15 protein-coding genes and 2 pseudogenes are annotated in these 13103 nt (G+C 71.2%); 7 read left to right on the forward strand and 10 right to left on the reverse strand.

The window, feature by feature from the left end:
- Positions 1–126 precede the first annotated feature (126 nt).
- Positions 127–321, forward strand: a complete 195-nt coding sequence (locus tag H8R17_RS20875; RefSeq protein WP_187824735.1) for a hypothetical protein — start codon at positions 127–129, stop codon at positions 319–321.
- Between the two features lies 1 nt (position 322).
- Here H8R17_RS20875 and H8R17_RS20880 read toward each other — a convergent pair whose 3' ends face one another.
- The 3 genes from H8R17_RS20880 to H8R17_RS20890 form a co-directional block, all read right to left on the reverse strand.
- Entirely contained in the window at positions 323–1570 is a 1248-nt protein-coding gene (locus H8R17_RS20880; RefSeq protein WP_187824736.1) for a phosphodiester glycosidase family protein, read from the reverse strand.
- Positions 1571–1645: 75 nt separating this feature from the next.
- Complete coding sequence (locus H8R17_RS20885; protein ID WP_187824778.1) at positions 1646–2005, reverse strand: DUF779 domain-containing protein; 360 nt, start codon at positions 2003–2005, stop codon at positions 1646–1648.
- 134 nt (positions 2006–2139) lie between these two features.
- The gene (locus H8R17_RS20890; RefSeq protein WP_187824737.1) at positions 2140–2535 is read right to left on the reverse strand and encodes a luciferase family protein; all 396 of its coding nucleotides are present in this window, start codon (positions 2533–2535) and stop codon (positions 2140–2142) included.
- 274 nt (positions 2536–2809) lie between these two features.
- On the opposite strand from H8R17_RS20890, the pseudogene H8R17_RS47070 reads away from it, so the two are divergent.
- The 5 genes and pseudogenes from H8R17_RS47070 to H8R17_RS20920 all read left to right on the forward strand — a co-directional run.
- Positions 2810–3604 (forward strand): annotated as a pseudogene (locus H8R17_RS47070) (extracellular solute-binding protein); the annotation flags it as partial.
- A 286-nt stretch (positions 3605–3890) separates the two neighbouring features.
- Positions 3891–3971 (forward strand): hypothetical protein, encoded by an 81-nt coding sequence (locus tag H8R17_RS49310; RefSeq protein WP_399477040.1) that lies wholly within the window; start codon positions 3891–3893, stop codon positions 3969–3971.
- A gap of 614 nt (positions 3972–4585) precedes the next feature.
- A complete protein-coding gene (locus H8R17_RS20910; protein ID WP_187824739.1) occupies positions 4586–4936 on the forward strand; it encodes a hypothetical protein in 351 nt (116 codons plus the stop codon).
- Between the two features lie 211 nt (positions 4937–5147).
- Complete coding sequence (locus H8R17_RS48730; protein WP_316959482.1) at positions 5148–5564, forward strand: hypothetical protein; 417 nt, start codon at positions 5148–5150, stop codon at positions 5562–5564.
- A gap of 108 nt (positions 5565–5672) precedes the next feature.
- A complete protein-coding gene (locus H8R17_RS20920; protein ID WP_187824740.1) occupies positions 5673–6272 on the forward strand; it encodes a DUF998 domain-containing protein in 600 nt (199 codons plus the stop codon).
- A 3-nt stretch (positions 6273–6275) separates the two neighbouring features.
- Here the strand turns inward: H8R17_RS20920 and H8R17_RS20925 are convergent, their stop codons facing one another.
- Complete coding sequence (locus tag H8R17_RS20925; RefSeq protein WP_187824741.1) at positions 6276–7145, reverse strand: alpha/beta fold hydrolase; 870 nt, start codon at positions 7143–7145, stop codon at positions 6276–6278.
- 35 nt (positions 7146–7180) lie between these two features.
- Between H8R17_RS20925 and H8R17_RS20930 the strand changes: the two genes are divergently transcribed.
- Entirely contained in the window at positions 7181–7618 is a 438-nt protein-coding gene (locus tag H8R17_RS20930; protein WP_187824742.1) for a VOC family protein, read from the forward strand.
- A gap of 4 nt (positions 7619–7622) precedes the next feature.
- Here the strand turns inward: H8R17_RS20930 and H8R17_RS47085 are convergent.
- The 6 genes and pseudogenes from H8R17_RS47085 to H8R17_RS20955 form a co-directional block, all read right to left on the reverse strand.
- Positions 7623–7808: pseudogene (locus tag H8R17_RS47085) on the reverse strand (saccharopine dehydrogenase); the annotation flags it as partial.
- A gap of 27 nt (positions 7809–7835) precedes the next feature.
- Positions 7836–7994: a hypothetical protein gene (locus tag H8R17_RS20935; RefSeq protein WP_187824785.1), complete on the reverse strand. Its 159-nt coding sequence runs from the start codon at positions 7992–7994 to the stop codon at positions 7836–7838.
- Between the two features lie 56 nt (positions 7995–8050).
- Complete coding sequence (locus tag H8R17_RS20940; protein ID WP_187824743.1) at positions 8051–9208, reverse strand: substrate-binding domain-containing protein; 1158 nt, start codon at positions 9206–9208, stop codon at positions 8051–8053.
- A 76-nt stretch (positions 9209–9284) separates the two neighbouring features.
- On the reverse strand, positions 9285–10475 hold the full coding sequence (locus tag H8R17_RS20945) for an ABC transporter permease (RefSeq protein WP_187824744.1): 1191 nt from the start codon (positions 10473–10475) through the stop codon (positions 9285–9287).
- Positions 10475–12004 (reverse strand): sugar ABC transporter ATP-binding protein, encoded by a 1530-nt coding sequence (locus H8R17_RS20950; protein ID WP_316959472.1) that lies wholly within the window; start codon positions 12002–12004, stop codon positions 10475–10477. Before H8R17_RS20950 ends, H8R17_RS20945 begins: the two co-directional genes overlap by 1 nt.
- A gap of 175 nt (positions 12005–12179) precedes the next feature.
- Positions 12180–12971 carry an IclR family transcriptional regulator gene (locus tag H8R17_RS20955; protein WP_316959473.1) on the reverse strand — a complete coding sequence of 264 codons (792 nt, stop codon included), beginning with the start codon at positions 12969–12971 and terminating at the stop codon, positions 12180–12182.
- Between the last annotated feature and the right edge of the window lie 132 nt (positions 12972–13103).

Consider the following 13103-nt stretch of genomic DNA (forward strand, 5'->3'; position numbering starts at 1 on the left):
CGGAAGCGGCGTCGACACCACACGTTCGGCGGACAGGCCAGCCGCACGGACGAACCCTCCGCTACGCCACACTTGCGGCCGAACGCCGTGAACCCTGACAAGGCGGCGTGGCGGAGGAGGTTGACGATGGCCGTTTCCATTTCTGTGGTGCTGTTGCTCGCGATCCTGGCGGTGATCTTCGTGCGCAACGGCGGGCTGAAGGTCTCCCACGCGCTGGTGTGCCTGCTACTCGGGTTCTACCTGGCCAGCACGAACGTCGCCCCGACCATCCACAGCGGCCTCACGGCCACCGCGGACATCGTCAGCAGCCTCAGACCGTGAGTCACGGCGCCGCGAACACCCCGATGCCGTTGGGTACGGGGCGTTCCGCGCCGCCGCTGGGATGGTTGCGCACGGACACTGCGGCCGCGCCCGGCGCGCGGGCCACCAGCGTCGACGACCCGCCGCCGTCCAGGCTGAAGGCGTCCACGGAGCCCAGCGTCCGCATGACGTCGGCCACTTCGGCGATCGTCAGACCGGTGCGGTACGGGGGTGCGCCGTCGAGTGCGAGCAGCACCAGGCGCCGCCCGCCGTCCGCGATGCCGGCGGCGGTGCGCACCGCCGAGGTCACGCCGTCCAGGCCGGGCAGCGGCTGCCCGCCCCTGAGCACCGGGTAGCCGCCGACGACGAACTCGTACGCCACCCGGGACGCGGCCGCCAGAGCGTGCCGCACCTCGACGGCCTCGCCGACGGCGAACTTCCGCAGCTGCTGGGCGCCCGCCTCGCGGCCGACCAGTACGGTCGTCCCCGGCGCGACGGGTCCGCTGCCCGGGGTGTCGGCGGCCGAGGCCACCCGGCCGTGGCGGACCGTCACCTCGTAGGTGTCCGTGCTGCACGGAGCGGCCCGGTCGGTGTCCGTGCCGCACACGGCGCGCAGCCGCGACACGCTGCCCCACTGCGAGGTGAACGCCCCGATCGAGCCGACCGGCAGCGCGTACTGGTTGAGTCCGCGCAGCGGCAGCTCGCCGGCGGGCGTGCGGATCGAGCCGTCGAGGACCACGCGGTCCAGCCGGGCCAGCCGGTCCGTCCCCACGCCGATCACGTCCTCGGTGGTCGTGCCGGGCGGCAGCGCGGGCCCGAAGCGCTGCCCGTCCGGCACCGCCGCCTTGAGCGCCCGGCCCTGCGCGATCGCCGGTCCAACGCTCGCGCCGGTCGCCTCGACGCCCGGATGCTGGGTCTCGGTGATGTTGAAGAAGTCACCGTTGACGCCCGCGACGGCACCCTGTGCGTCGGCCAGCCGCGACACCGTGGCCCGCGCGGCGACCGCCCCCGGGTACAGCAGGCCGACGCGGACGTGCGGGTCGCTCAGGTCGACGCTCAGCACGTGGGCGTGCGTCACACCTTTCGACGCCCGGATGTCGAACTGCTCGTACGTCACGCCGGGTGCGATCCGGCCGGCGCCGTTCGGCGCGGCGCCGGCCGGGGCCGCGCCCAGCAGGGCCGCCCCGGCCAGTGCGGTGAGCGCCGCGAGAAACGCCCGTACGGATCTGCCGGTTCTGCCCGCTGCGCGCCGCTGCCGGTGACGTGTCACGGTCCCCCCTGATGTCTCGTCAACTTCTCCTGGGCTCGCGAGAAGTGCACCAGACGACGGAGACCGTCGAGACGGCTAGGCGCCGACTACACGGGAACGGATGAGAAAACGCACCCCCTCGGGTGCCTCCAGCGAGAAACCGCTGCCGCGGCCGGGTACGACGTCCACGATCAGCCGGGTGTGGCTCCACACCTCGTACTGGCTGCGCGACATCCAGAACGTCACCGGCTCCTCGACGCCCTCGACGTCGAGTTCCGCGAGCAGGACGTCCGAGTCGCCGGTGCGGAACTCGCCGGCCGGGTAGCACATGGGGGCACTGCCGTCGCAGCAGCCGCCGGACTGATGGAACATCAGCGGGCCGTGGGCCGCGCTCAGCCGGCGCAGCAGGCCGGCCGCCGCCGGGGTGAGCTCGACGCGGGGGTTCTCCTCGTACATGCCGTCCGTCCCAGTGAGTGCCGCTGCGGTCACCGGCCCGTCGTCGGCCCGGTCACCGCCAGCACAGCACGGCGGAGGTTGCGAGAGGGTTGCGCCCCGCACGCTGCCCCGGTCGGTCGATCGGCACAGTCGGCTCAGCCGTCGAGGGCCGCGCCGCGCGACAGCACGGTCACGCGGTGGAAGTTGCAGCCGGCGTGCGGCACCGCGCCGGTCGCGGGCCAGGCCTGATGGGACTTCAGGGCGATGCTCACCAGGCTCATCAGCAGGGCGATGTCCGCTTCACAGTCGAGGTGGACGGTCACCCAGTGCGATCCCGGGATCAGGTGGATCGCACTGGAGCCGACGAGGTCGTAGTGGAACCGCTGTATGGCCCGGCTGGTGAGGTGCAGGTCCACGTCACGGTCGGAGTGGAAGTGGACGATCTCGTCCCGGCCGGAGCTGAGCGCCCGCCCGATGCCGCAACTGGCCGGGGCTGCCGTCAGGTCGGGCCAGGCTTGCAGTTGCTCCCGGGCGCGCTGGGCCAGTGTCATGCCCTCATCGTCGCCCGCTCACTGCACCGCAACCGCAGGTTGAGGGATTCGTAACCGGGCTGTGAGGTGACGATCCGTCGGCAATCGATCACCCACGGCGGCCCCGGGAGCCGTCCGGGTGCGGCTCAGGACAGCGGCGCCGTGGAGCCCCTGATCACCACGCGGCAGGGCAGGGCCTCGACGCCCGAGCGGCGGGTGCCGGTGAACGCGCTGAACAGGGCCTGCGCGGCGGTGCGGCCGACCTGTTCGCGTGAACGAGGACGGTACCGAGGCCCACCTCGACTCCGCCACCGCGAAGCAGGTCTACGACACCTACCGCGGCTGGGTGAACGACGACATCGTGGCCCCCGGCGCACGTGACGAGACGGGCACGACCTGGACCGGCGTCTTCCCCAAGGGCAAGGTCGGCGTCATGCCGATGCCGTCGACCACGCTGGGCCTGATGCCCAAGAACCTCGACCTCGGCGTCGCGCCCATCCCGGGCCCCGACGGCGGCAAGTCGACCTTCGTCGGCGGCGACGCCATCGGCATCTCCGCCACCAGCGAGTCGGCCGACCAGGCCTGGAACTTCCTCGCCTGGTCCCTGGACGAGAAGGCACAGGTCGACGTGGTCGCCGCGCACAAGGACGTGGTGGCGCGCACCGAACTCGCGTCCAACAAGCACTCCAAGGCCGACCCGCGGCTGGTGACCATCAGCGCGCCCGTCTCGCTGCTCGCGGCGGTCGTACGGCAGTGGGAGGCCACGGTCGCCCGGCGGACGTATCTGACCGGCGGCATGGGCTCGCACCACCGGGACGAGTCCTTCGGCGACGACTTCGTGCTGCCGCCGGACCGCGCCTACTCCGAGACCTGCGCCGCCGTCGCGTCCGTGATGCTCAGCTGGCGGCTGCTGCTCGCCACCGGCGAGCCGCGCTTCGCCGACCTGGCCGAGCGGACCCTGTTCAACGTGGTCGCCACCTCCCCCTCGGAGGACGGCCGGGCCTTCTTCTACGCCAACACCCTGCACCGGCGCCACCGCGGCACCGTGCCCGCCCCGGACGCGCCGAGCCCGCGTGCCGAATCGAGTCTGCGCGCCCCGTGGTTCGAGGTGTCCTGCTGCCCGACCAACGTCGCGCGCACCCTGGCCCTCCTGCCCGGTTGTCTGGCGACTGAGGACAACGGTGGCCTGCAACTGCACCAGTACGCCGGTGCAGAGATCACCACCTCCCTCGCCGCGCTGCGGGTTCGTACCGAGGGACGGGGCCGGTGGAACCGTGACCGTCGCCGGGGACCCCACCGCACACGGCGACACGCCGTGGCCGTACCAGCCGCTCGGACACCCGGCCGCGGAGGCCGCCACCGTCGGCATCGCCCTGGTGCCCTACTACTTCTGGGCGAACCGCGGGCCTTCGACGATGCGCGTGTGGCTTCCGACGGCAACACCCAAGGGGAGGTAGCCATGCACGCACCGCGAAGACGCCACCGTCGGGGAACCGTGGCCGGAGCGCTCGCCCTGGCCTTGCTGGCCTCGCTGGCCGCCACCTGCCCGGCCGCCGCGGACAACTCGGCCATCGGCTACCCGGTCTACTCCGGATCCGCCCCCCCCGTGCCGGAACTGCCCGCCGGTTTCGCCCCGCACCGCACCCTGCGCGCCCAGTACGAGGCCGACCGCAGGGCCGGGGACGGTACCGACTTCTGGATGGACCGCATGCTGGCCCGCAAGGGTGAGGACCCGGCAGGCGACTGGCTGTTCACCCGGGGCCGGGCGGTGTTCATGAAGGAACACGACCCCGCGCGGCTCGGCTTCGCCGGCCAGGTCGCGTACTGGAGAGCATCGACAACCGCTCCGCCTACACGCTCACCCTGGCCGTGAACGGCGAGAACCTCACCCTCCGGGAGGACACCAGCGCCCGGACACAGACCCCCAGTCACTGGCGCAGCGAGTTCACCCACGAGGCCACCGGCCTGGAGGTGACCCAGACCAAGTTCATCACCGACGCGAACGTCGCCTTGACGAACCTGGCCCTCACCAACACCGGTTCCGTATCCACCAGAGCGGGCGATCTCCTCGGTGACGAAGCCGAGTTGGAACCTCGCCCGGTACGCGGAACAGAACGTGCGGGGCCAGCTGGAGCACTACGACCACGACGGCAACGGCCTGATCGAGTACGACTGGGGCGCCATGACCGGCAACGACGCCGACGCGGTGTCCTTCGACTGGCGGCCCGGGAACCTCGACCGCGGAATCGGCGTACGTGTACGCAATGCCCTGGCGGCGGCCCGCGCGTACGAGCTGCTCGGCGAGACCGCGAAGGCCCGCGCGTCGCCACGACCGTCGCGCGCTTCACCGAGGCGGGTACATACACACTCGAACTCACCGCCAGCGACGGCGCGTCGGAGTCCTCGAAACGGGTCGTGGTGAAGGCGGAGGGGCTGGGCCACGGCAGGCGTCACGGTGACCGTGAACGGGGTCCGGCAGCGGGTGCAGGCCGTGCCCGGCAGCTATCTCACGCTGAGCAGGAGGTGGCGCAGCGGCGACCGGGTGGGCATCTCCACGCCGTACCGGCTGCGCGTCGAACGGGCCCCGGACGACCCCGCCGTCCAGTCGCTGTTCTACGGGCCGGTAACTCCTGGTGGCCCAGAACCCCGAACAGGCGTTCCGCACCTTCTCCTTCTACCGGCACTTCACGCTCCGGGGCGACCTGGCCGACGCGATCCGGCCCGAGGGCAGGCCCCTGCACTTCACCACGCACGGACTGACCCTCGCCCCGTTCCACATCGGGGACGACACCCGCTACCACGCCTACTTCAGGCGCTCCGAGCCTGTCGTCGTGTTCGGCGCCGCTGACTCGGGCGTCCCCAACCGCGCCCGCGCCGACGGCCTGACCTTCCTCGACGCGCTCTGGCAGCAGGCGCCGTTCGCGGCCTCCGCCCAGTTCGTGCGCGCGGTGCGCGGCCTCGCCGACACCTATCTGTCCGCGGGGCTGTTCAGCAGCACCGAGCGCGACCGGGTCGTCGCGGCCGCGGTGGACGCGGACCTGAGACGGTGAGACCAGGCGTTGAGAGCGGGCGTTGAGACCGCGCCTGCGGGCCTGTCGTAGGCGGGAGCGCCTGCGTGTACGTGACGTAGGGGCGGCGAGGCGTTTTATAGTCGTTTGATGCAATTGGTGCCGAGATGGATCCTGCTCTCGTCGGGTTGTGCGCCCTTGTTGCTGATCGCGGGCTGGACGATCGCGGCGGCGCTGGAAGGGTCCGCGTACGACCCCGTCACCCAGACGATCAGCGTCCTGGCGGCCTACGGGTCGCCGGGATTCTGGGTGATGTCCGGAGCACTGCTCGCGCTCGGCGTCTGCCATCTGCTCACCGCCTGGGGCCTGCGCCCGGCCGCACTCGCCGGACGCCTGGCGCTGGGCGGCGGGGGAGTGGCGGCGCTCGCGGTGGTCCTGATCCCGGCGCCGAGCAGCGGCGGCTCCCTGCGCCACGGTTCGGTCGCCGCGGTGGGCTTCGGCCTCCTGGCGGTGTGGCCGGTCCTGGCCGCAGACCGCAGCGCCACCGCGCCCTGGGGACTGCGGCCGACGCCCGCTCTCGCGGCGACCGCGCTGATGACCGTCGGCGCGGCGTGGTTCGTCGTCGAGATGCACCACCACGGCGCCCCCGGAGTCGCCGAACGCGTGGTGACCTCCATGCAGTCCCTGTGGCCCTTCGTCGTCGCCGCCTCCTGTCTCCGGCACAGGGAACACGCGAAACCGCCTGCTTGACCGTCAGTCCTGGTCCAGGAACTCCGCGACGCTCGCCACGAACCGGTCGGCATCGTCGAGCCACGGGTAGTGCCCGGCACCGGGCTGGACGACGAGCCCGGCGTTCGGGAACAGCCGGGCGAATTCGGCTGTCGTGGCCGGAGGCGCACCCGGATCGACCTCCCCGGCCAGCAACAGCACCGGCGCGGTGAACCGGGCCAGGGCGGCGCGGGTGGCGTCCGGGCCGAACGCGCCCTCGGCACCGAACGCGGCCACGATCTCCGTGTCCATCCGCTCGTTCCCGGCCGCCTGATGGGCCCGGGCCGCCTCGTCCCAACGGCCGTAGTTCAGCGGTGCGATGGCCTTCCACCTGTCGTCGGTGGCCTGGCCCGCCGCGATCGCCGCAAGGGCGGCGATCGCCTCCGGGAACCACGGTTCGTGCCGACGCAGCCGCGCGGTCCGCAGCCGGAGATCTCCGGTGATCGTGATGCCCACGGCCCGCACACTCGGCGTGACCAGCGCGAGTCTGCTGACGCGTTCCGGATGCCGGGCCGCGTACTGGACGGCCGGATTCGCTCCGGCGCTGTGCGCGAGCAGGTCCATCCGCTCCAGGCCGAGGTGGCGGCGCAGGGCCTCCACGTCGTCGACGAGCCGGTCGCTTCGGCAGGAGGAGAGGTCGTCCGGCATCGCCGACCGGCCGGTGCCGCGGAGATCGAGCCTGATCACCTGGCGGTGCCCGGACAGTCCACCGAGGTCTCCCAGGTATGCGGAGTCCGTCGGTCCTCCTGGCAGGCAGATCACGGGACGGCCGTCGCCGACGACGTGGTACGCGAGCTTGGTTCCGTCATATGAGTCGTATGAGTCATATGCGCCGTATGAAGGGAAGGCGAGCATGGCAGGGCCTTTCGGGGCTGCGTTAGTGTCGCCCCATGGAACAGCGCATCAGCCTGGTCACGCTGGGAGTTTCCGATGTGGCGCGTGCTCGCGCCTTCTACGAGGCCCTGGGCTGGCGGGGGCAGGAGGTCGAGGAGACCGTGTTCTTCCAGGCGGGCGGTCTGGCCCTGGTCCTGTGGGGACGCGCCAAGCTCGCCCGGGACTGCGCGCTGACGGACAGCGGGACGGCCGACTTCGGCGGGATCGTCCTGGCGCACAACGTGCGCTCCGACGCAGAGGTGGACGCGCTGCTGGCGGCAGCGGAGCAGGCCGGAGCGACCATCACCAAGCCCGCGGCCGTCAACCCCATCGGCTTCTACGCCGGCGCCTTCGTCGACCCCGACGGCCACGCCTGGGAGATCGCGCACAACCCCGGATTCACGCTCGCGGAGGACGGCTCGCTCATCCTCCCCGACTTCGGCAGCATCGGTTAGGCGTGGCCATCGCGGGGAGGACCACCGCTCCCGCGATGCGGGCGCGGCCCGTGAAACGCGTGAACGTGTCGACGTTGGCCTCCATCTCCGCCGCCACGTCCACATACGGGATCCCCGCGCGCAGGGCCGCCTCGATCAAGGGGGCGGCCGTCGCGGCTAACGGCCCGGCACAGTTGATCACGGCCGCCGCCGTACCGGCCCAAGGGCCGGTCCCTTCTCACCGGTCTTTCTCACCGGTCCCGGTCGGGCTGATCGGGCGCGTCGATCGCGCCACCGGCGCCTCCGCCCGGCCGCCCTCGATCGGCCGGGCACTGGCGTGCCGCAACCGGGCCGCCTCGTCGGCCAGTTCGGCCAGGGCGATCGGGTAGCGGTGCACGGGTTGCAGGTCAGGGAGCAGGCCGGGCCAGACGGTGTCGATGACGTGCGCGGGGGCTACTTGCCCCAGAGCTTCCGGTAGGCCTCGCGGTAGCCCTTCGGGTCCCAGGTGGAGGCGCCGCCGCTGTTCTTGGCCGTGGCGATGTGTGCGGGCGCGACGTATCCGCTGGCCGGTTTGCCGGAGAAGGCGCGGTTGAACTCGTCGATGATCTGCCAGCCCTGCTCGTTGAGCGGCTCGGGCACGGTCGCGGACTGGAACTGCTTGTCGTTGATGCGCTGGAAGGCGGAGGAGTCGCCGTCGCCCGCGCCGATGTTGAAGGGGGTTCCGCCGCCCTGCTTGCCGCCGGAGCGCAGGGCGGGCGCCGCGTCGCCGAAGTACAGGTCGTTGATGGCGACGGAGTACGTCCACTTGTTGCGGTAGCGGGCCAGGAGGGAGCTGACTTCTGTCGGGGTGCGGCTGCTGGAGTCCGGGATCGGGATGTTCTCGGTCGCCAGCAGATTCACGTCGGAGCAGGTGCCGAGTTCCTTCTTGATCAGGCTCGCCTTCATGTCGGCGAAGGGGATCGAGGCGTCGGTGAAGACGACGACGCCTGCGGTGCCGTTCGACTGGGCGATGACCCAGTCCGCGCTGATCTTCGCGACCTCCTTGACGTCGGTGGTGACGTTGGTGAACAGCTTCGGATTCTTGCTGGGGCCGGGGTTGTCGACCGCGTGCCAGCCGATGAGGGGGATGTTCCTGGCGTTCGCCTGGCGTACCTGTTCCGAGGTCGTCTTCGGGTCGAAGCCGCCGATCACGATGCCGGCGGGGTTGAGCGCGATGGCCTGGCTGAACGCCTTCTGCACGCCCGCGGGCGAGCCTTGGCCGTCGATCACCCTGATTTTCCAGCCGATGGTCTTCGCGGCTTCTCGCACTCCCTGGGCCGCACCCGAGATTCCGGGGTTGGTCATGGTGTCGGCGACGTAGACGATGGTCTTCCGGCCGGAGACCGCGCGAGGGCCGCTGGTCGGCCCGTGCCAGGGGGTGTCGGTGGCCTCGGCGGCGGCGACCGCCTGCTTCGCGCGGGCGAGAGTGGAGGGACAGCCCGCCTTCGATGAACCGGCCGTGGCGGAGCCGCCCATCTGCGAGCCGCGGACGCAGCCGGTGAGGGATGCGGTGAGCACGGCCAGGGCTGCCACGGCTTTTACTGACTGCTTGCGGCTGGGGTGGTACGGCATGGGGCGGCTCCTTGGTGACGTGCGGAAGGCAGAGGGGCGGGCGAGCGGGAATGACCGGATGCGGTGGGGCGGCGAGTTACGGGACCCGGTGGTGCCCGGAATCCTGGGAGGGCGGTTCGGTGATCGCGCCGCCGGACTGCGAGCCTGACGTGCCGTCGGACAGCGCACCCGGTGTGCCATCGGACTGTGCGCCAGTCGTGCCGCCGGACAGTGACCGCCGGGTCGCGACGGCCCCGGCGCGCAGCCGGCGCCGCGCCGACAGGCCCGCGAGGCCGACGGCGATCAGCAGCGTGCCGCCGTTGAACAGCGGAGTGACCCAGAAGTCGGCCCCGGCCAGGGTGATGCCGGACAGGCCGACAGCGAGGACGGTGACGGCGACGATGGTGCCCAGGGCGTTGGCCCGCCCGGGTTTGATGGCGGTCGAGCCGAGCAGCGCGCCCACGAAGGCGGGCAGCAGATAGTCCTGGCCGCCGCTCGGGTTGCCGATCTGCTGCTGGGCGGCGAGTAGCACGCCGGACACGCCGACGACGAAGCCGGAGCCGGCGAAGGCGTAGATGCTGTAGCGGCGTGTCGGGATGCCGACGAGGTCGGCGGCCCGGGCGTTCGAGCCGATGACGTACAGGTAGCGGCCCAGCGGCAGGCGTTCGAGCACCAGCCACAGGACGAACGCGAGCACCAGGACGTAGAAGGCGGGCACCGGCAGGCCGAGGAACGTCGAGGTGTACAGGTCGGTGAACCAGGCCGGCAGGCCCTCGGGACCGGGGACGATGCGAGCGCCGTTGGTGATCCAGAGGGTGACGGCGTAGAGCACGCTGCCGGTACCGAGGGTGGCGATGAAGGAGTCGATCTTCGCCAGCTCGACGAGCAGGCCGTTCATGACGCCGACTACGGTGCCTCCGGCGATCGTCACCAGGCAGGCGAGCTGCCAGGGCCAGCCGCTGTGCACGATGAGCTGCATCGTCAGCACGTGCCAGAGGCCGAGCCCGTAGCCGATGGACAGGTCGAACTTGCCGGTGACGATGGGGATCATCGCGCCGAGCGCGAGCATCGCGGGGATGGCGTTGGTGGACAGCAGCGAGGTGAGGTTGTCCGACGTGGGGAAGGAGTCGGGCATCGTCACGGTGAAGATCAGGAAGAGCAGGGCGGTGAGCGCCAGGAGCCCGTAGGTGCCGATCAGGTGGCCGCGCAACCGGCTGCTGCCGCGCTGTTTGCCGTCACCCGAAGTGGTACGCGTCCTGCCGGGAGAGGGTTCGGTCTCGATGGCCATCAGTTGTCTGCCGTTCCGGTCAGCGCCGGCATCGCCGACGCGGCGTGGGTGAGTTCGGTGACGGTGAGGGAGGGGCCGCTGAGTTCGGCGGTCACGGTGCCGCGGGCGAAGACCAGGGCGCGGTGGCACACGTCGGCGACCTCCTCGAAGTCGGTGGAGATGAGGAGGACGGCGAGCCCTTGGGCGAGGGCCTGGTCCAGCAGCCGGTAGATCTCGGCCTTGGCGCCGACGTCGACACCGGCGGTGGGCTCTTCGAGGATCACCACTCGGCGGTCGGTACGCAGCCAGCGGCCGATCATGACCTTCTGCTGGTTGCCGCCGGAGAGGGTGGCGATCGGTGCCTCCGGGTTGGCGGGCAGGACGCCGAACCGCGCGACGAGCGAGACGGCCTCGGCCCGCTCGCGGCGCGGGCCGATCCAGCGCCACGGGGAGCCGTTGTCGGCACGCGGGTTGGCCAGGAAGTTCTCCCGGACGGTGAGTTCGAGGGCGCAGCCCTCCTCCTGGCGGTTGCTGGTGACGAAGCCGATTCCCTTGTCCACGGCGGCGGTGACCGAGGCGGGACGGTACGGCTCGCCGTCGAGGAAGGCCTCGCCGCCGGTGAGGGGCCGTGCCCCGGCGAGTGCGCGGCCGAGGTCCATGTGACCGGCGCCGGTCAGGCCGACCATGCCCAGCACCTCCCCGGCGCGCAGCTCCAGGTCGACGGGGCCCGCACTGTCCGCCGTGGCACCGGTGAGGCGCAGCACCGTGGCGCCACCGGGTCCTCCGGAGGCGTGCTGCGGACGGTGACTCTCGGGCTCGTGCCCCACGATGTCGTGGACGATCCGGTCGGGGCCGTGGTCGGCGAGCCGGCCCTGGCTGATCAGGTGACCGTCCCGCAGTACGGCGAAGGCGTCCGCGACCTGGAAGACCTCGTCCAGGCGATGGCTGACGTAGACGATGCCGTGGCCGCGGTCGCGCAGGGTGTGCAGCACGTCGAAGAGCCGGGCGCAGTCCGCCGCGGGCAGGCTGGCCGTGGGTTCGTCGAGCACGATGAGCCGGGCCCGGGTGGACAGGGCGCGGGCGATGGCCACGAGGGAGCGTTCGGCCCGGGTGAGGTCGGCCACCGGCGCGTCCGGGTCGAGGTGACCGGCGACGATGTCCAGGGCCTCGATGGCCCGCTTGCGGACCTGCCGCCAGGAGACGAGGCCGCCGCTGCGGGGGTAGCCCGTGCCGAGGGCGATGTTCTCGGCGACCGTCATCCACTCGACCAGTCCGAGGTCCTGGTGGATGAAGGACATCTCGTCCGTGGCGGCGTCGGCGCCGAGCGGATGGCCGGCCACGGTGATGTGACCTTCGTCCGCGCGGTGGACACCGGCGAGGATTTTGATGAGAGTGGATTTGCCTGCGCCGTTGTGGCCCAGGAGGGCCAGGACGCTGCCCGGGTGGATGTCGAGATCGACATCGGCGAGGGCGAGGGTGCCGCCGAACCGCTTGCGCAGTCCGCGGATGGTCACCAGAGGCGAGGTGTCGTCTTCGGAAGCGTCATACACGGACTTCTCCGAGGGTTCGGCCAGCCGAGGGTCACTCCATCGGCTCGCCCAGAATCCTGTATAGCGAGCAGCATTCTGGTCAATAGATCTGACTTTATTGATTTCTCCAAAGTTACGGCGGCCGTACGGAGAGGTGATCTCCGTACGGCCGCCGTGTGTGCGGTGTGTGGATGTGTTACCTGGTGCCGGTGGGTGCCTGCGGCAGCATCGGGTTCTCCAGCCCCGCCGCGATCGTGCGCAGGTCCTTCAGCAGCGCCTCGCGGAACTCGTCGTCCAGGCGCGCCTTGAGTGTGGTGACGCTGATCGCGAACGGTGCCGAGTCGGTGCGGAAGCCCCTGACCGGCACGGCCAGGCAGAGGATGCCGGCCGTGGTCTCCTCGTCGTCGACCGCGTAGCCGCGCTCGCGGGTGAGCTTCAGGTCGGCCAGCAGGGCGGGTACGGACGTGATCGACCGCTCGCTGAGGGCCGGCAGGGGGCGGCTGCGGAGCCGGTCCTCGGCCACCGCCGGATCGAGCGCGGAGAGGATGGCCTTGCCGGTCGCGGTGCAGTTCGCGGGGAAGCGGTCGCCGATGTTGGCGGTCAGCCGCAGCGGCTGCGTGCCGTCGTACCGGCCCAGGTAGAGCACGTCCAGGCCGTCCAGTACGGCGACCCTCGCGGTCTCGCGGGAGATGTACGTGCTGCGACGGCACAGGTCGTAGAAGTCGCGCAGCTGGTCCACCGTGGACAGGTAGCGCCCGCCCAGTTCGACCAGCTTGCGCCCGAGGGTGAAGCCCGTGCCGTTGCGCGTGATCATGCCTGCCGCCTCCAGTGAGGCGCACAGGTTGCCCGTCGAGGACTTCGGCAGTCCCAGGGCGCGCGCCATCTCGCTGACCGAGAGTGGGCGGCCCTCCGCCTCGCCGAGCGTGTCGAGGATCGCCACGGCTCGCGTCACCGCGGGAACAAGACTTCCCGGATCGCTTGCGCTCACCAGCAACTCCACCCATCATTCTGTTCGTCGTTCAGCATGTTGTTATTGTCCCTCGTGCGACCCCGAACGACAATGCCGTCGGCGCATGCTTTGCCGTCGAGACCTCCCGATCCTGCCGGGACCTCTCGACCG

The sequence above is a fragment of the Streptomyces sp. TRM68367 genome (assembly GCF_014495685.1).
In the GTDB taxonomy this organism is placed as follows: Bacteria; Actinomycetota; Actinomycetes; order Streptomycetales; family Streptomycetaceae; genus Streptomyces.